Raw genomic sequence first — 17,206 nt, forward strand, 5'->3', positions numbered from 1 at the left:
TTCATTCCTTTTCGTATAAATGATATCCTAAATTTAATTCCAAATATCCAGTTAATAAATGAATGATAACGCTTTAAACTTAATTCATTGCTTGTATGAGGAAGTTAAATGAATGAATTGAATGCTATTTCTACAACACAGATTTTGAAATCTGATAAAAAGGAGCGGAAAGATGAAAAGAGGGATAAGGTACGATTTTTCATTGCTGGCACTGCTGTTAATCCCAGTAGGTGTTTCATTGAATGTAGTGGGTTATCAACTATCGACTATTTTAAAGCTGCCGGTATTTATGGATCAAATAGGTACGATCATGGTATCGATGATTGCTGGGCCATGGATTGGATTGCTTGCAGGTTTACTGGGGAATGTTGTAAACGGGATGATTAATCCCATTGCAATAGGTTTTAGTGTTGTGTCGATGAGTGTTGGTTTTGTATCAGGGTATTTATCAAAGTGGAGATTTTATACAAATCTTTATGGCATCATTATCTCTTGCGTCATTTTAACAATAGTGGCAGCCTTTCCTGCAGCCATCGTTACCGTTTTTCTTTTTGGCGGCGTAACTGGTGCAGGGACAGATTTACTTACAGCAACATTCCTTGCTACAGGTAAAGAATTATGGAATTCTGTTGTGTCTACAAATTTAATTTCAGGTTCTATTAATACCATTATAAACTTTGGGATTAGCTGGCTGATTGTTAGAAGGATTCCAGACAGATTTTTAATTAAGCTAAATTATGGTGAGCCGTATATTAAGAAAGGGGGGCATGTGAATGGATAGTCAGATAGGAAAACTGTATCCTTCCTCTAAGTTAGCTTTTATCATACTCATTATTCTATTAAGTATGTTTACACCTGGATATGCATTGCAATATATGGTTCTCCCGCTTATTTTGATCATAAGTATTTTTTCCAGAACAGCTGCCCATTTCTTATCCGCATTTATGAAGTCGATTTTAATTGTTGTGTTATTTATTTTTATTATTCAAGTTTTTATCATTGTGAATGATGATTCTGAGAAAATTTGGGGTTTTATTCATTTTTCGCAAATGGGCTTGATGACAAGTTTAACGATGACATCTAAAATTGTTGCAATCAGTTCGTGCATCATTTGGTTTTTCCAAGTAACAAGTGTGAAAGATATTATCTATGCTTTGGAGAAATCAGGGGTATCCCAGAAAGTGACCTTTGTGATAGCTTCTACCATTCAGCTTATTCCGCAAATGGTAAATTTATCGAAAACGATTACGGATGCACAAAAGTCACGGGGGATTGAAACGGAGGGAAAGATGTTCGTTCGATTGAAAGCTTTTGTTCCTATGATCGGCCCTTTAGTTCTGTCTTCTATTCAGCAAACGGAGGAAAGGGTACTGGCTTTGGAATCGCGTGCTTTTTCTTCCAAAGCGAAAAAGACATCTATTTACGAACTAAAAAAACAACCGGCTGATTATATGATTATGACGTTTTGCGTGGTCATTTTAATTGGCTATATTGTTTGGAGGATACAATCATGAGTATTATATCGTTAAAAAATGTTAGCTACACATATCCTTTAGAAGAAAAAGAAGCCATTCATGATGTCTCATTTTCGTTACAAAAAGGACGTGTTTATGGCTTAATAGGCGCAAATGAGTCAGGAAAAACCACAATCTGCAATATCATTAGAGGGTTTATCCCAGAGCTATATAAAGGGAAATTAACAGGTGAGGTTACGATAAAAGAGAAGCCTATAAACGACTCTAATATTGGAGATCTTGCAACCATTATAGGATATTCCTTTCAAAATCCTTTCACCCAATTATCCGGGGTAAAAGATACCGTCTATGAGGAAATTGCTTATGGTATGGAAAATATAGGTGTGCCGCGCAATAAGATGATAAAAAAAGTTGACGAACTTGTAGAAATGTTTCAGCTGGATGATTTGGTTGCTCAAAATCCGTATGAATTATCAGGTGGACAAAAACAAAGGGTGGCAATAGCGTCCATGATTGCCTTAGATCCGGAAATTATCATTTTAGATGAGCCAACCTCACAATTGGACCCAAAAAGCAGTGAAGATATTTTTAAAATCCTGCATCTATTAAAAGATCAAGGTAAGACGATTTTGCTTGTCGAGCATAAGGTGGATTTATTGGCGGAGTATTGTGATGATATTTTATTAATGCGTAAGGGGCAGCTTGTTATGACAGGTCCCACAAAAGAAGTCTTGTCTAATCCAGTGGTATTGGAGTATGGCGGGCAGTTGCCGCAAGTTGCATTATATTTTATGAAAAAAGCGAAGGATACGAATATGAAAATGACGCATACGATACCGTTAACAGTCCAGGAAGTTTATGATAGCTTGCAGAAGGATGGTGGGGTGTAAGTGGCTTATTTATCTTTGAAAAATGTTTCGTACACCTATGCGAACGGCTATGAGGCTGTCCAAGATGTTAATCTGGATTTCGAGTTAGGGGAATCCGTTGCCATCATTGGGCAGAATGGTGCAGGTAAAACGACAACCGTTAAATTAATGAATGGGTTGTTAACGCCAACAAAAGGTGACGTGTTCGTGGATGGTGTTTCAACGAAGGAAGCAACAACCGCAAAGATTTCCAGGAAGGTTGGTTACGTGTTTCAAAATCCCGATGATCAAATTTTTCAGGACACGATTTATAAAGAGATTGCTTATGGCCCGAAGAGCCAGAAATTAGGGGCGCGGGAGGTTGAAGACAGAGTAAGGTCAGCAGCTGAAATTTGTGGGCTAACAGAGTCATTACAAGAACATCCTTATAATTTACCTTACTCAAAAAGAAAGTTTATAACCATTGCAGCCGTGTTGGCGATGGATCCGAATGTGATTATTCTGGATGAACCAACTGCTGGGCAAGATAGAGAATCGCTTGAACGGTTAGGCAATATTATTAAATCTTTATCGAATCATCATAAAACAGTGATTACAATTACACATGATATGGAATTTGTTGTGCGTGAGTTTAAACGGGTGATTGTGTTTGCGGACAAACAAAAACGAAGAGATGCATCCCCCATGGAAATATTTTGGGATGAACAGCTGCTTGAATTCAGTGATTTAAAACAACCTTATATTTGCCAGCTTGCTGCTATTTTAGGATATAGAGATGTATTAACAATTAAGGATTTATTGGAAAGGGAGAAAAATGAAAAATATTCTAATTGATTGTGATCCAGGACACGATGATGCATTAGCCATTTTAACAGCTATTGCTCATTCAAAGATAATAAACATTTTAGGAATTACTACGATAGGCGGTAATCAAACATTAGAAAAGGTCACTACAAATGCAAAGAATATATTGGATTTTGTGAATTCAACTATTCCGTTAGCAACTGGACAACCTGGTCCTATAACAAAAGAGCTACGCATTGCACCAGAGGCCCATGGTGCTAGTGGAATGGATGGTCCCTACTTTAATGGGGAAGATTATCCAATCGCTTCGATGAATGCTATTACATTTATGTATGAAAAAATGATGAACTGTGATGAAAAGGTGATTTTAGTTGGATTAGGCCCTTTGACAAATATCGCGTTATTAATCAAAGTATTTCCTGAGGTACAGAAAAAAATAGAATACATTAGCATTATGGGTGGAGGACTTGATCATGGCAATTTAACACCGCTTGCTGAATTTAATATATATGTTGATCCTGAAGCGGCACAGATTGTGTTTCATTCTGGCATTCCCGTGGTTATGTCAGGATTGGATGTTACGGAGAAGGCAGAAATAAAAGTAGAGGAAATTGATTCGCTAAAAGATAAAGGAAGGGTTAGTCATTTAGCTTATGAACTCCTGCATTTTTACAACAAATCCGGAAGACAATTTGGTTTTATTAACAGTCCTATTCATGATTTATGTGCGGTTGCCTATATCATAAACCCAGAAATGTTTTCTGGTACATCTTACTATGTTGATGTTGTAACAGATGGGAAAGCAAGAGGTTTAACATTTGCTGATAAAAGATTAGTAACCGAACAAGCTAAAAACACGTTCGTATTAGAAGGTGTTGATCGGGGAATGTTTGTAGGTTTGTTAGTGGATGCGTTGGAGTTGTTGGACGAGGTGAGTCAGTAGGCGACCCTTCTAAGCATAAAATAGTCCAATATTAGGACTATTTTATGCTTACGTATATACTGGCTGCAGAGCAGGGTGTAATTTTTTAAAAGTTTCATATTGTATTGCATAAACTTGTCCCCTTTTTTGATTCGGGGTATAGTTTTTACTCGGGATGTTCCTTACAAAGGTATTAACAAATTGTCCATAAGATTCACACCATCCTAGCGCAGTAAAAGCTGTAGACGCAACCCCGATAGACGGTAAATACGCATTATTTAATGGAACTCTAATTGGATGGTTCATAATATCTGCCAGCATCTGACACCAATTATTGCTCTTTGATGCTCCACCAATTAATGTAATCGTACGTTGGTTACTTAAATCATACATTTCTAGTGTTTGTTTTAAGGAAAAAGTGACACCCTCCAAGGCTGCACGTGCTAGATCTTTCCGCTCTGTATGTGGTGTGATTCCCCAATATGCACCTTTTGCTTGTGGATCAATCATTGGGTTACGTTCCCCGTTCAAATAAGGTAAAAATAATACACCACCACTACCTGGCTCAGCTTCTTCGATTAAAGTTTCAAATGCTTCGTATTTATTTGCATCCTTTTGATCAATATACGATTGGACTGCCCACTTGTGGACATTCCCAACATTAAGTAATGGTGTAACCGATATACGATGTGACTTTTCTACAAAAGCCAGATTAAAATGGCTTTCTGATAATGAGTCTAACTGTCCTTTATTTCTTTCTACGATTGCTAGCCAGCCTGTTGTACCCATATAAAAATAACAATCATTTTCATGAACTGCACCAGCTCCGAGTGTGGTAGCTCCCGCATCACCACTTCCATTTATGACAATTGTAGATGTCGAAAATCCGGTTATTTCACTAGCTTCTTTAGTGATTGTTCCAACTACACTATCTGCTTCCAGTAATTTAGGTAATTTTCCTTCATCAATTCTACAAGTTTGAGTGATCGTCTCGTTCCATAAGCGGTTTTTAAGATCCATCATTCCAGTAGTTGCTGCGGTTATTGGATCTGTGACTGCTTCTTTAGTCAGTTTATAAATAACATAGTCCTTTGAACAAAATACAAATTTCTTTGTATTTTCATATTGGTTAGGCGAATGATTTTCTAACCATTTAATTTTTGCAAGTGGTGTTGAGGCACTTACGTTATTACCTGTATGAATGCGAATTTCCGGATATTGCTTATGTACCCATTCTGCTTCATTTTCAGCTCTAGTATCAGCGTATAAAATAGCGCGATACTTAGCCTGTTCACTAATTGAAATTACATCTTCCATTTGACCTGAAAATGTTATTGCTTGAACAGATTCAGGAGAAATTCCGTTTTTCCACCAAAGAGATGCAATATGGATTATAGCCTCCCACCAATCCTCTGGTTGTTGTTCAATCATTCCTTCCTCAGATACAAAGGTTGTTAACTCAACCGAATGTTCTTCCATAAGTTGCACGTCTTTATCAACTAAAATACCTTTTACTGCTGATGTTCCAATATCAAAAACAGCTACATATGTCATATTACCCCCACTTTTTCTACGATTGTTTTAAATCACCAATAATACCATATTATACTGGATATGCTTTTAAAGGAAATAGCCTAGGTAGAGAATATAAGTGTTGAAGCAGTTAAAAGCTGGGGAAAGAGGCTAGGAGGAAGCTGAGGAGCAAGGGTTGATGTGGAGGGGGGGAATTGCTCACTAATCTGCTCCATTGGATAAAAGCATGATCTTGCCAATACGTCATTACAGTCATTCGATTGAACCACTTATGTCATCCTCTTGATCCGCCTCGGGCAAGAAAATGATTCATCTGAGACACAGTTGACCTATCCTCCTATATAACGAAGACGCACATGAGTGCCAATTTATTTATAGGAGTTTTTTGTGATTAAGTATGTAAAATCTGTAATCATAAAGAGTAACAAGAAGCCCCACAAAATTCGGTGAGTTAAAATCTCCAGGGATGGAAGAATGAAGTATCCCCCAATAAAGCCTCAGAAGATACAGGAACAAAAGTGGCGAATCTTTTTGCATTTGTACTTGATCAATCCACAGTGGAAGAAATTGAGAGAACCCTTTTTGGCTAAGAATGGCTGGAAACATCAATAGAGAGGGTTTGGGAAACTGTATCACGGCTTAACTCATCCGAAACAAATTGTCGAAACTATATGACGTGAGATATAGATTTTCCGTTAGGACTATTCCACTAGAAACTTTCTATTAATCAGTAGTTCAATATAACAATACTTTCGAAAGTATTTTGCACTATAAATCATGCAAATTGGAATATGGATATTATAGTTTATATGACTTATTATGAAAATAATAAAACATGTAGGAAGTGATTTAATGAGTTTGATGGATACTATTGAGCGTATTCCTTTTCAACTTAAGAAAATTGTTGAAAACCAAGATAATATCAGCAATAATTTAGAAAGTATTTTGGAAGCGCATAAGAAGTTGAAAAGAATTGTTCTTGTTGCGTCTGGTACATCTTACAACGCAGCATTTACGACAAAAAATTTTGCAGAAAATGTAATCGGTTTCCCGGTGGAGATTATTTACCCAAATATGTTTGTGCAATATTATAATTACGATTTGTTGGATGAAGATAATTTATATATTTTTATTTCACAGGGTGGTAAAACAAAACTAGTATACGAAGGTTTAAATCTTGTTAAAACAAAGGGGTATCGAACCATCTCACTTACCGAAAAATTGGGTACCCCAATTGCTCAACTAGCTGATGTTTCACTAGAAATTGGTTCTGAACATGAAGAATATCTATACAGAACACTTGGATATTCTGCGACTTGTGCCACATTATATTGGTTATTCATTTCTATATCAAAGATTTACAGTAAAGTATCTGATAATGAAGTCGAAGCATATGTACAAGATTACAATTTGATGGTTGATAACTTGTTTACTGTTAAACAAAACACATTTAAATGGTATAGAGAAAATAAATTTCAATTAATGCGAAAGTCTAACTTTATATTTTCAGGAACAAATGATTTGTGGCCAGTAGCTCAGGAAGCAGATATTAAGTTTATGGAAATGCTACCCATCTTTACAAATAGCTTCGAATTAGAAGAGCTCATCCATGGCCCTCAAAATGCATTTGATACTAATATCGGATATTTTATATTAAGTAGAACGAATGAGAATTATGAAAAGGCAGATAAAATTTCTAACTTTATTAACCAGGAAATATCTAAGTGTTACTTAATCGGGGATAATTCAAAATCCGATTTTAATATAGCTCCGAAAAGTAAGGATTTCAGCAGTCTAGAATATATTACTTTTTTCCAAGTATTGGCTTATCTATTAGCGACAGATAAAGGTCGAGACTTAACCAAGGGGATATATCCTCAAGTGGTGAATTATATAAACAAGTCAATATAAACACAAAATAAGGCAGGTTTTGTAAATGAAAAAAATATTAGTGGCTACACATGCTAGGTTTGCAGAGGGAATCGTTTCATCTATTAATTTAATATTGGGTGAACAGGAAAATTTACATTTCATCAATGCATATGTCGAAGAAACACCTTTTAATGAAAAACTAGAAAGCTTCTTAAATGAAAACGTTACGGATGAAGATAAACTTGTTATCTTCTCAGATATATTCGGTGGAAGTGTTAACCAGACTATTCTCAGATACCTCGATAGAAAAAATGTTTATGTTATTTCAGGAGTGAACCTTCCAGTACTTTTAGAAGTAGTCATGCTTGAAAAGGGTAATTTAACAGAGGCTAGACTCAAAGAAATTGTGAATAGTTCTAAAGACCAAATTATCTTTGCAAACGATGAAATGAAAAAGCTTCATACAACCCAAGATGATGATTTTGATATCTGATAAATGAATGGAGGAGTTAGAAAATGATTATAAAAATGAGAATTGATGATCGCTTACTACATGGACAGGTAGCATACAGCTGGAAATCAGCTTTATCCTATGAAGCTATAGTAATAGCTGACGATAATGCAGTAAATGATGAAGTAAGAAAAATGGCACTAAAGATGAGTAACCCGGACGGGGTAAGACTTGCAATTCGAACAATAGAAGATGCTGCAAAACTAGTTCAAAATCCAAAACTTCAAGCAATGAAAGTTTTCGTTATATTTTCTAATCCAAAGGCAGCTTATGAATTTATTGAAAAAATTAATGAAAAACCTGTACTAAATGTTGGTGGGATGCAAAAGCAAGAAGACAAAGTGTTACTATCACCTGCTGTATATGTATCTAAAGAAGATATCTCATATTTAGATAAAATCCAGGAAAAAGGTATTGAAATTGAAGTACGTCAAGTTCCAGATGAAAAGTCAAAAAACTATACAACTTTAAAAAATAAACTATCATTTTAAACCTTAAGAGAAGAGGGAAGCATTTATGCAAACAGCACTATTAGTAGGTTTAATCTTAGCAGTTCTATGGTTTATAGAAAAGATGTTAGGTACACCAATGGTCATTAGGCCAATTGTTGTTTCAACAATTATTGGTGCGGCCTTAGGTGATCTGCAAACAGGTATTTTAGTAGGGGCATCATTAGAATTAATATTTATGGGATTCATACAAGTTGGTGGCGCAGTTCCACCAGATGTACTAGTTGGAGCAGGTCTAGGTACAGCATTTGCAATTATGAGTGGAAGTGGTACTGAAGTTGCTTTAGCCTTGGCATTGCCAATCGCATTATTAGCGCAGTCTCTAAAAGTTATCGTATTTATTGTACGAAGCTGGTTCATGAACTTTGCAATGAGATTAGCTGGGTCAGCAAATATTAAGGGACTGGTCACCTTAAATATGGCTGGACTTATACTGCAATGTGCAATGTATTTTGTTGTTGGCTTTGTAGCAATTCTATTCGGCTCTACAGCAGTTGAAGGATTTGTCAATAACATACCTGAATCAATTATGAGTGGGTTAGAGGTTGCAGGTGGACTATTGCCAGCTGTTGGCTTTGCATTATTGCTATTACCAATGATGAAGAAAACAAACATTCTATACTTCCTACTGGGTTTTGCTTTATTTGCCTATATGAATCTACCAATCTTAGGAATCACCCTATTTGGTGTAGTTCTTGCATTCATCATCGTTTACGAAATGAAAAATAAAGAAGTAGAAGTAGCAGGAAATAATGGCACTAATAAACCAACAGATGAGGAGGACCTATTCGATGTCTGAGAAAAAGAAAATGAGCAAAGATGAAAAGAAACTAATGCGAGAAATATTTTGGAGTTCTTTCATGCTAGAAGCATCCTACAACTATGAAAGACAGCAGGCACTTGGCTTCTCAATCGGTATGTGGCCGGCCATTAAGCGCTATTACAAGAACAAAAAAGATCAAGCAGATGCACTAGAACGTCACATGAATATATTTAATACAACACCTCATGTGGTGACAACTATAACTGGGGTTGCAACAGCACTTGAAAAAGAAGCAAGTAAGAACCCTTCATTTGATAAAAACATCATCAATAATGTAAAAGTTGGGTTAATGGGACCATTTGCTGGAATCGGTGATTCACTATTTTGGGGAACACTAAGAATTATCGCGGTTGGTATTGGGTTATCCTTAGCACAACAAGGCAGTATTTTAGGTCCAATTATTTTCTTATTACTATTCAATATTCCCCACATGTTGATTCGTTACTATGGCGGAGTGCTTGGGTATAAATTCGGAACGCAAATCATGGATAGAGCTAATAACTCCGGAATCATGCAAAAGATATCAAAAGGAGCTACCATAGTGGGCTTGATGGTAATAGGCGCTATGACCGCCTCGATGGTAAAACTAGAATCGTCACTTGTATTTTCAGTCGGAGAAGAAAAAATTCCAATGCAAGATTATCTAGATCAAATTTTTCCATTATTATTACCGTTACTTTACACCATCTTTATGTACTATTTATTAAAAAAGGGTATGAAACCAACAACCATTTTACTTGTAACAATCGCAATTGGTATTGGTGGATCTTTATTGGGTATCATCTAATAAAAAGGCTTAGTCTGTGATAAAATTACTGTAATCCACTGATTACAGTAATTTTATTAGGAGGGTTCTGTCATGTTAGATTTGAACAGAAGGCAACTATTAATTTTAAATGAACTCTTTCAACAAGAAATCAGAACCGCAGCTAATCTAGCTTTAGTTGTAGAGGCTTCGGTTAGGACTGTTAAAAATGATATTTCTATTCTAAGAAAAAAATTGAATAAACATGAAATCACTATAGATTCTGGACCTAATAAAGGCTATCAGTTAATTTATCCTAATAGTTCCTCCAAAGATTATCTCTCACAATTTATTTCGCAAGTAGACATAAAAAGATTGAATCTGTTTAAACGAAATAACTATGAACGAATATTTTTTATTATTAGAACCCTATTATTAAGTAAAAACTATATAAAATTGGATGAACTAGCAGGCAAAATGTTTGTTAGTCGCTCTACGTTAAATGGGGATATGACAGAAGTAAAGCGTATCCTTGCAAATTATCAATTAGATTTAGATTCAAAAGCTAATTACGGAATCGTTATTCAGGGACATGAACTAAATAAAAGAATTTGCATTGCCGAACATTTCTTTCATAACAAGACAACTTTTGAAAACAGTAAGGGAATTGACCTAAAAGATTATGGTTTAAATCAGGCTATCATTCCTGTAATTGAAAAACAACTGCGATTGATTTGTGAACAAAATCAGATTATCTTATCTGATTTTTCTCTAAATAATATTGCAATACACGTCTTAATCTCTATCATTAGAAGCAAGTCTGGATATATGATTGAAGGATCAATACAGGCCGAACAAGAATTAAAGAGTGAATATCCTGATATTTATTTAGCTAGTAAAAAACTATGTATAACAATCAATCTAATTTTTAATACCAAGTTAAATGATGGTGATATTGCTTATATTGGAATGCATTTAGAGGGTAAGCAACTCTTGCATAAAAGAGGAGTCAAAAACGATAAATTAGAGGAAGTAAATCAAGTTCTAAAGAATATCTATATGGAAATCAAAAATAACTTTGATATTGATATTTCATCGGATCCAATTTTAAATGAAAATCTTGCACCTCATATTCTTCAAATGGTAAGAAGAATTAACAATAGAATGGTATTAAGAAATCCCGTCGTACACGAAAACCTTCAAAAGTATCTTTTTGCCACTAAGGTTACGATATCTGCCACAAAGGTTATTGAAGATTATTATGATATTAAAATTAATCTGGATGAATTTGGCTACCTAGTTCTTTACTTTAATGTAGCGTTACGAAATTTAAGGAAGAAGGAAAAAATTATCATTTGTTTGGTTAGTGGGCGCGGTCGTGCGGAAACGATTATGTATATCCATGAGTTGAAGGAAAATTTTCCAGAAGATGCCTATCAACTAATTAACTATGATTCAATAGATGATGCAATTGAAAATATTAATAGAATTGACATTTTAGTATCTTCCTATGAAATAAAGATTTCGCGACCAATACCACAGGTTGCTATAGAGAAGGGGAATTATATTAAAAACATCCGTAGGATCATTAATCAACTTGATCTCTATAAATTGGATATCAATAAATATTTCAATCCGGAATACTCCAATCTCCAGTTAGAAGGAGAAGATAAGGAAAGTATCCTATATAATATTGTGGAGGATCTCAAACGCTTAAAAATAATAGAACCACATATTTCGGTTGATACCCCTTTTTTTATATCACATGAGATTGGTAATAATATTGTCCATCTCCAGGATCTGCATAAAATATGTAGGAAGCCTATTTGCTATATTGCAGTACTTAAAACACCAATAATTTGGGATAAGGATATTATTAAAGTATTGTTTCTTATAAAGACTAAAAGAGATGGCGATCACAATCTAAATATTTTATGCAGTATGTTCTCCAATTGGACGCAAGACAAAGAAAAGGTTAATAGGCTAATCAATAATAAAGAATATAAATTATTTATGGTTGATATTCAAAACTTTTAACATGAAAGATAAGGGATGAGAAATGAAAAGAATGACTACTGATTTACTTTTAATAGTTGTGGGAGGGTTTATTTTCTCCATAGGTGTTAATTATTTTGTTATCCCAAATTCTCTTTCAGAAGGAGGGATTCTCGGCCTAACTGTAATCGCTCATTATCTATTCGGATGGTCGACAGGATTAATAAATTTAGTTTTAAATCTATCCCTTTTATTAATAGGTTATAAATTTTTTGAAAGAAAAGTGTTGTACTATACATTGTTTTCCATTTTATCATCTTCCATACTTTTGTTTCTTACGGAGAATCAAAGCTGGATTTTAACAGAAGACACATTACTTTCTGCTGTTTTTGCTGGTTTGTTTGTTGGAATTGGTCTAGGATTAATATTTCGATCTGGCGGAACTAATGGTGGTACAACCGTACTAGCCAGAATAGCTAATGAGTATTTGGGGCTAACAATAGGAAAAGCTATGCTATATATTGATATCATCGTTGTGTTAGGTTCTGTATTTGTTATTGGAGTAGACAAAGGAATGTATACACTTATTTCCGTATATATAGGTGCAAAGGTTATTGACTTTTTCGTAGATGGCATGGATGAAAAAGTGGCTGTCTTCATTATGTCAAACCATGCCGATAGAATCGCCAATAATATCTTACACAGAATGTCTAGGGGAATTACCATCTTAGATGGATACGGAGGGTATACCGGTGATGATAAAAAGGTTCTATATATTGTTATCAACAGAACAGAATTAATTAAGATCAAAAGGCTAATTAAAGAGATTGATGATAATGCTTATGTTACTGTTCATCAGGTACAGGAAATTATACGGAAAGGCTATAAAGCTCCTATTATAGAAAAATAACCGGGCAGTTACCATACTTCTGTACTAGAAGATATTTTCCCCCAAAATTAGTCAGGTTCTGGGGGAGTTCCCAATTTATTTGAACAAATTATGATTCAAGACAGTTTTGAAACAGTTACTAACATTGCTGGAGATGGAGCTATGGTCGCATTCGCTATAAAGTAAGCCTTTCTGAGCTAACTAAGGTCATTGAAAATAAATACAGAACAGTATTCTATCGACTTTAATCTCATGAATTATAAAATTCAAGAAAAAACACAGCTCTATCATTAGAGTCTGTGTTTTTTTAAAATACGGATTTTTTATTTTTAGGAAAATAAGTTTATAGATATTATGATAATTGGCATAGCAAATACATCAATTAGAAATGCTCCAACAAGTGGAACGATTAGAAAAGCTTTTTGAGATGGTCCGAACTTGGAAACAATTGCATCCATGTTCGCCATGGCATTTGGAGTTGCACCTAGGCCGTGACCGGCAAATCCACCAACCATAACAGCTGCATCATAGTTCTTTCCGAGCCATCTAAATAAAATGAATGTACTGAATAACACTACAAACAAGACTTGAATAAGTACGATCGCTAGTAATGGAAGAGCTAGATCAACGACTTCCCATAATTTAATACTCATTAATGCCATAGAGAGGAATATACTTAACGTTATATCTCCGATGATACTAATGCTTTTCATTTCAACCACTTTATTATTATATTTATCCAAAATATTGCGAACAATAACCGCTACAAACATTGCACTTACGTAATCTGGCAGTGCAAATCCAGTTAAATCAGTGAACCACGTACCTAAATACGAACCAACTGCCATACATAATGCAATAATGAAAACTTGCATCATAAATGATGTTGAAGTGACGTCAGATACTTCATTATGAGCTTCTACTACAGTTTCTTCTGTTTTCACAGGTTTTAAATTATATTTATTGATTAGGAATTTAACAATTGGTCCACCAACTAATCCACCGGCAACTAACCCAACTGTTGCTGCAGCAAGTCCAATCGTTAAAGCGCCATCGAATCCCATTTCTTCTATGGTCGTACCAAATGCGGTTGCTGCACCATGTCCACCCTCCATGGATGTTGCACCAACCATTACACCTAATATAGGATCTAAATTAAATAATGTAGCAAAGGAAATACCAATAACATTTTGTACTAATGCTAATATTCCACATGCAAGCCAATATATAACAAGAAGCTTACCGCCTAATTTTATCAGGCTAAAACTTGCACCAAGTCCGACTGTTGTAAAGAAAGTAAGCATAAATAGTCCTTGTAAGGAAGTATCTAAATTGATATTGACAATATCAAAGCCTTTAAGGAATGTAATAACTGCTGCAAATAATAGCCCACCGACTACAGGTGCTGGTATACAAAATCTATCTAAGAATTTAATTCGTTTATTTAAGACAGTTCCAATCATAAAAACAGCTAATGCTAAAAATATTGTTGTTACCTGATTGAATTCAATTATCATTCATTATCCTCCTTCATTCCATTTTTAATAGTTCGATTAAAGTTTTGTAAAACTTCGGCGACTAGATATGCGGCTAATCGTGTTGTTTTATCATGCTCATCAACAAGTGGATTTACTTCTGATATATCAAAACTCAATGTATTTTTTTGAGAGACAATGTATTTAAGTAATTTCCTTACTACTTTTGAGCTTAATCCAAATGGTCCAGGCGCACTTACTCCCGGTGCTTCACTTATAGCGATAGAATCCGTACACAATGTTAAGATGATAGCATCATGACTTTTACTAAAACGATCAATCGCTTTATATACTTGATCATTTTGATTCTCAGTTACTTCCTCTTCTAATAAATAGGTACACCCTAAGCGATCTGCTTCCAGAAATAATGATTCGGTATTACCGAATGGTTGAATGCCTAAGCATAAATAACCAGCATTTTTATCTGATTCTAATATTTGTCTGAACATGGTTCCAGATGATGGTATCTCATCATTTCGCATATCAAAATGTGCGTCAATATTAATAATTCCAAGGGAAGCATTTTCTCCTAGATGTTCTCTGGCTCCTAAATAATGACCATACAAAGTTTCATGACCGCCGCCAATAATAATTGGAGTTGCATCATGGGCTAGAATCGTGCTTACATGTGCACCTAAATCTTCTTGTGCTTTTTCCAGTTTGTTATCTTCACAAGTAATATTACCTGTATCAATTAATTGTTGGCCTTTAAGAATGGAGGAAGGAAAATTAGATAAGAATGAGCGGATTTTATTTGGAGCTTTAGCTGCACCGATTCTTCCTTTATTTCTTTTAACACCTTCGTCAGATTCAAAACCAATAATGCAGAAAGCGTTTTCCTTTTTTAGTGAATATATATCTGCAAGGCAATCAACCACCTGATGAAAGCGAAAAGTCTTTACATCTGTTTTGCTGTCAACTCTGCCTGTCCAAAGTTTTTTATCAATATATTGATGCATAAAATTTTCATTCCTTCCTTTTGTATGGATTATTGTTTCATTATAATTTTCATGTTATATAATTACTAATATAGATAATTTATGGTTTTATAGTTCTAAACTATAGTTATGAGGTGATAGCTTGGATATAAATCAGTTAAAGTATTTAATAACGGTTGTAGAAGCACAAACTTTTACGAATGCATCGGATATATTACATGTTTCCCAACCATCCTTAAGTATTGCAATAAAAAAGTTAGAAAATCATTTGGGATTAATGTTATTAGATAGAAGCAAACGAAAACTAAGTTTAACTAAGGAAGGCAGAATATTATATTTAGAAGCAAAAAGGCTTATGAATCAGTTAGACTATATAGAAGATGAAATGGAACGGCTTAAAAAAGAAGGACCATTGGAATTATCTATTGGTACGATTGAATCAGCAAACCATTGGCTTCCTAAAGTACTAAAAATTATTAAAGAATCTTATGAAGATGTTCACATTCAGTTATTGGATATTTTAAGCTTAGATGAGGTTAAAAATGCATTACTGAACTATCGCATTCATTTTGCGATTACCAATCAATATATTAATACAGATGAAATAAAATCCACATTCCTTTATGAGGAACATTTGGTAGTTCTTATGCCAAATGATCACCCAATGAGAAACAAAGAAAGGCTTTCCATTGTAGATTTAAATAATGAACCGTTCATTTTATGTAAAGAGGGATTTCAAACACGGGATGATATTAAAAATGCTTTTCGCAGGTCTAGCAGTAAGCTTAATATACATTACGAAATTGAAAGATTCGAGACCGCCTGTCGCTTGGTAGAAGAAGGATTGGGTATAACCATTATTCCTGAGAAGTATGTAAATCGTGCTAGCAATAACCGTTTTTGTGTTAGATATGTAAGTGATCAAGATATCAAACGGAATGTTTATTTGGTAGTAGACAAAAAAAGGTACTTGCCTCCCATTGTTATAAAGTTTATGGAACAGATATTTGAGTATCATAAGTAAAATGATGTATTAATAAATCAGACGATATATCAGATGATACTAATGCTCAATCAGATGCGGAAGGTTTAATACAATGTGCAACTAAGTTTATTGAATTTTCATTTGATAGATGCTATGAAATGGACAGACTTGATTTGATTAAATCTCAACACTGTAGCGGGATTTCTAGAGGGCGATATGTTTTATATTCGTCGTCTTCATAGATGTATTCCAATATTTTGGAGGAAGAGGCTAATGTTTTTACAATTTCGTTAACAGTTAGTGTCTGATACAGTTGATTAATTATAATATATTTTTTACTACTTGAGGAACGTTCCTTTCCATGAAATAGCTGTTTAAGTAGTTCTAATAACCCCTCTGTATCACTATTAAATTCCTTTAATTGACATTCAAATGGTGTGTAAGGGTGAAACTTTTTATAGAAGTCATAGTTTTCATAGTAGGTAATCAGTCTGAATTTACTTTTACTTACCTTTTCTATAACTGGTGCACCTTCAAGACAATTGAATGAATTGTAATACGGTTCCAGCCTTTTCTTTCCCTCCACAAGTTCTGTTCGCATCAAAACGTCCTTTATCTGTGTTGCAGTAATCCTGATGTAGGCCATAAAATTCCCCCCTAAACAGAGTATGCAAAGGGTAATTTGTCCTATTACTTTAAAGAAGGTTACTTGTCACTCTCCAATTTATTACCTGATAGCAGTATACCAATACCATCTAAATCAATAATTAGATAGGAAACGAAAAATAGTTACTGGAAATA

17 protein-coding genes are annotated in these 17,206 nt (G+C 34.5%); 13 read left to right on the plus strand and 4 right to left on the minus strand.

Annotated elements, in window-relative coordinates; all coding sequences use genetic code 11:
* The first annotated feature begins 172 nt into the window (after positions 1–172).
* Genes NSQ77_RS14800 through NSQ77_RS14820 form a run of 5 tightly spaced genes read left to right on the plus strand, consistent with a single transcriptional unit; the run spans position 173 to position 4,091 of the window.
* Positions 173–781: an ECF transporter S component gene (locus tag NSQ77_RS14800; RefSeq protein WP_339226808.1), complete on the plus strand. Its 609-nt coding sequence runs from the start codon at positions 173–175 to the stop codon at positions 779–781.
* Complete coding sequence (locus NSQ77_RS14805; RefSeq protein WP_339226809.1) at positions 774–1,514, plus strand: energy-coupling factor transporter transmembrane component T; 741 nt, start codon at positions 774–776, stop codon at positions 1,512–1,514. Before NSQ77_RS14800 ends, NSQ77_RS14805 begins: the two co-directional genes overlap by 8 nt.
* Entirely contained in the window at positions 1,511–2,365 is an 855-nt protein-coding gene (locus NSQ77_RS14810; protein ID WP_339226810.1) for an ABC transporter ATP-binding protein, read from the plus strand. Before NSQ77_RS14805 ends, NSQ77_RS14810 begins: the two co-directional genes overlap by 4 nt.
* Complete coding sequence (locus NSQ77_RS14815) at positions 2,366–3,178, plus strand: ABC transporter ATP-binding protein (protein ID WP_339226811.1); 813 nt, start codon at positions 2,366–2,368, stop codon at positions 3,176–3,178. It begins immediately after the preceding gene.
* Positions 3,159–4,091, plus strand: a complete 933-nt coding sequence (locus tag NSQ77_RS14820; protein WP_339226812.1) for a nucleoside hydrolase — start codon at positions 3,159–3,161, stop codon at positions 4,089–4,091. Before NSQ77_RS14815 ends, NSQ77_RS14820 begins: the two co-directional genes overlap by 20 nt.
* A 48-nt stretch (positions 4,092–4,139) precedes the next feature.
* Here NSQ77_RS14820 and NSQ77_RS14825 read toward each other — a convergent pair whose 3' ends face one another.
* The gene (locus NSQ77_RS14825) at positions 4,140–5,624 is read right to left on the minus strand and encodes an FGGY family carbohydrate kinase (RefSeq protein WP_339226813.1); all 1,485 of its coding nucleotides are present in this window, start codon (positions 5,622–5,624) and stop codon (positions 4,140–4,142) included.
* An 831-nt stretch (positions 5,625–6,455) separates the two neighbouring features.
* On the opposite strand from NSQ77_RS14825, the gene NSQ77_RS14830 reads away from it, so the two are divergent.
* The 7 genes from NSQ77_RS14830 to NSQ77_RS14860 all read left to right on the plus strand — a co-directional run bounded on the left by NSQ77_RS14830 (position 6,456) and on the right by NSQ77_RS14860 (position 12,968).
* Positions 6,456–7,514, plus strand: coding sequence for an SIS domain-containing protein (locus tag NSQ77_RS14830; RefSeq protein WP_339226814.1), 1,059 nt, complete (start codon positions 6,456–6,458; stop codon positions 7,512–7,514).
* Between the two features lie 25 nt (positions 7,515–7,539).
* A complete protein-coding gene (locus NSQ77_RS14835) occupies positions 7,540–7,968 on the plus strand; it encodes a PTS sugar transporter subunit IIA (protein WP_339226815.1) in 429 nt (142 codons plus the stop codon).
* Between the two features lie 23 nt (positions 7,969–7,991).
* A complete protein-coding gene (locus NSQ77_RS14840) occupies positions 7,992–8,477 on the plus strand; it encodes a PTS sugar transporter subunit IIB (protein WP_339226816.1) in 486 nt (161 codons plus the stop codon).
* A 25-nt stretch (positions 8,478–8,502) separates the two neighbouring features.
* Positions 8,503–9,294 (plus strand): PTS sugar transporter subunit IIC, encoded by a 792-nt coding sequence (locus NSQ77_RS14845; RefSeq protein ID WP_339226817.1) that lies wholly within the window; start codon positions 8,503–8,505, stop codon positions 9,292–9,294.
* Complete coding sequence (locus NSQ77_RS14850; RefSeq protein WP_339226818.1) at positions 9,287–10,105, plus strand: PTS system mannose/fructose/sorbose family transporter subunit IID; 819 nt, start codon at positions 9,287–9,289, stop codon at positions 10,103–10,105. Before NSQ77_RS14845 ends, NSQ77_RS14850 begins: the two co-directional genes overlap by 8 nt.
* 72 nt (positions 10,106–10,177) lie before the next feature.
* Positions 10,178–12,100, plus strand: a complete 1,923-nt coding sequence (locus tag NSQ77_RS14855; protein WP_339226819.1) for a PRD domain-containing protein — start codon at positions 10,178–10,180, stop codon at positions 12,098–12,100.
* A 22-nt stretch (positions 12,101–12,122) separates the two neighbouring features.
* Positions 12,123–12,968: a YitT family protein gene (locus NSQ77_RS14860; RefSeq protein ID WP_339226820.1), complete on the plus strand. Its 846-nt coding sequence runs from the start codon at positions 12,123–12,125 to the stop codon at positions 12,966–12,968.
* Positions 12,969–13,276: 308 nt separating this feature from the next.
* On the opposite strand, the gene gltS is transcribed toward NSQ77_RS14860, so the two are convergent.
* Entirely contained in the window at positions 13,277–14,464 is a 1,188-nt protein-coding gene (gltS, locus tag NSQ77_RS14865; protein WP_339226821.1) for a sodium/glutamate symporter, read from the minus strand.
* Positions 14,461–15,441, minus strand: coding sequence for a formimidoylglutamase (gene hutG / locus NSQ77_RS14870; RefSeq protein ID WP_339226822.1), 981 nt, complete (start codon positions 15,439–15,441; stop codon positions 14,461–14,463). The genes gltS and hutG overlap by 4 nt, the downstream gene beginning before the upstream one ends.
* A gap of 121 nt (positions 15,442–15,562) precedes the next feature.
* Between hutG and NSQ77_RS14875 the strand changes: the two genes are divergently transcribed.
* A complete protein-coding gene (locus NSQ77_RS14875) occupies positions 15,563–16,444 on the plus strand; it encodes a LysR family transcriptional regulator (RefSeq protein WP_339226823.1) in 882 nt (293 codons plus the stop codon).
* A 145-nt stretch (positions 16,445–16,589) separates the two neighbouring features.
* Here NSQ77_RS14875 and NSQ77_RS14880 read toward each other — a convergent pair whose 3' ends face one another.
* On the minus strand, positions 16,590–17,051 hold the full coding sequence (locus NSQ77_RS14880; RefSeq protein ID WP_339226824.1) for a hypothetical protein: 462 nt from the start codon (positions 17,049–17,051) through the stop codon (positions 16,590–16,592).
* Positions 17,052–17,206: the final 155 nt, after the last annotated feature.

The sequence above is a fragment of the Oceanobacillus sp. FSL K6-2867 genome, assembly GCF_037963145.1.
Taxonomy (GTDB): domain Bacteria; phylum Bacillota; class Bacilli; order Bacillales; family Amphibacillaceae; genus Oceanobacillus.

What these genes read in the sequence shown, in the direction of transcription:
- NSQ77_RS14805 (WP_339226809.1), top strand. Translation starts at nt 774, where the DNA reads ATGGATAGTCAGATAGGAAAACTGTATCCTTCCTCTAAGTTAGCTTTT.
- NSQ77_RS14830 (WP_339226814.1), top strand. Translation starts at nt 6,456, where the DNA reads ATGAGTTTGATGGATACTATTGAGCGTATTCCTTTTCAACTTAAGAAA.
- NSQ77_RS14855 (WP_339226819.1), top strand. Translation starts at nt 10,178, where the DNA reads ATGTTAGATTTGAACAGAAGGCAACTATTAATTTTAAATGAACTCTTT.
- NSQ77_RS14880 (WP_339226824.1), bottom strand. Translation starts at nt 17,051, where the DNA reads ATGGCCTACATCAGGATTACTGCAACACAGATAAAGGACGTTTTGATG.
- NSQ77_RS14850 (WP_339226818.1), top strand. Translation starts at nt 9,287, where the DNA reads ATGTCTGAGAAAAAGAAAATGAGCAAAGATGAAAAGAAACTAATGCGA.
- NSQ77_RS14820 (WP_339226812.1), top strand. Translation starts at nt 3,159, where the DNA reads ATGAAAAATATTCTAATTGATTGTGATCCAGGACACGATGATGCATTA.
- NSQ77_RS14840 (WP_339226816.1), top strand. Translation starts at nt 7,992, where the DNA reads ATGATTATAAAAATGAGAATTGATGATCGCTTACTACATGGACAGGTA.
- NSQ77_RS14845 (WP_339226817.1), top strand. Translation starts at nt 8,503, where the DNA reads ATGCAAACAGCACTATTAGTAGGTTTAATCTTAGCAGTTCTATGGTTT.
- NSQ77_RS14810 (WP_339226810.1), top strand. Translation starts at nt 1,511, where the DNA reads ATGAGTATTATATCGTTAAAAAATGTTAGCTACACATATCCTTTAGAA.
- NSQ77_RS14825 (WP_339226813.1), bottom strand. Translation starts at nt 5,624, where the DNA reads ATGACATATGTAGCTGTTTTTGATATTGGAACATCAGCAGTAAAAGGT.
- NSQ77_RS14860 (WP_339226820.1), top strand. Translation starts at nt 12,123, where the DNA reads ATGAAAAGAATGACTACTGATTTACTTTTAATAGTTGTGGGAGGGTTT.
- NSQ77_RS14835 (WP_339226815.1), top strand. Translation starts at nt 7,540, where the DNA reads ATGAAAAAAATATTAGTGGCTACACATGCTAGGTTTGCAGAGGGAATC.
- NSQ77_RS14800 (WP_339226808.1), top strand. Translation starts at nt 173, where the DNA reads ATGAAAAGAGGGATAAGGTACGATTTTTCATTGCTGGCACTGCTGTTA.
- gltS (WP_339226821.1), bottom strand. Translation starts at nt 14,464, where the DNA reads ATGATAATTGAATTCAATCAGGTAACAACAATATTTTTAGCATTAGCT.
- hutG (WP_339226822.1), bottom strand. Translation starts at nt 15,441, where the DNA reads ATGCATCAATATATTGATAAAAAACTTTGGACAGGCAGAGTTGACAGC.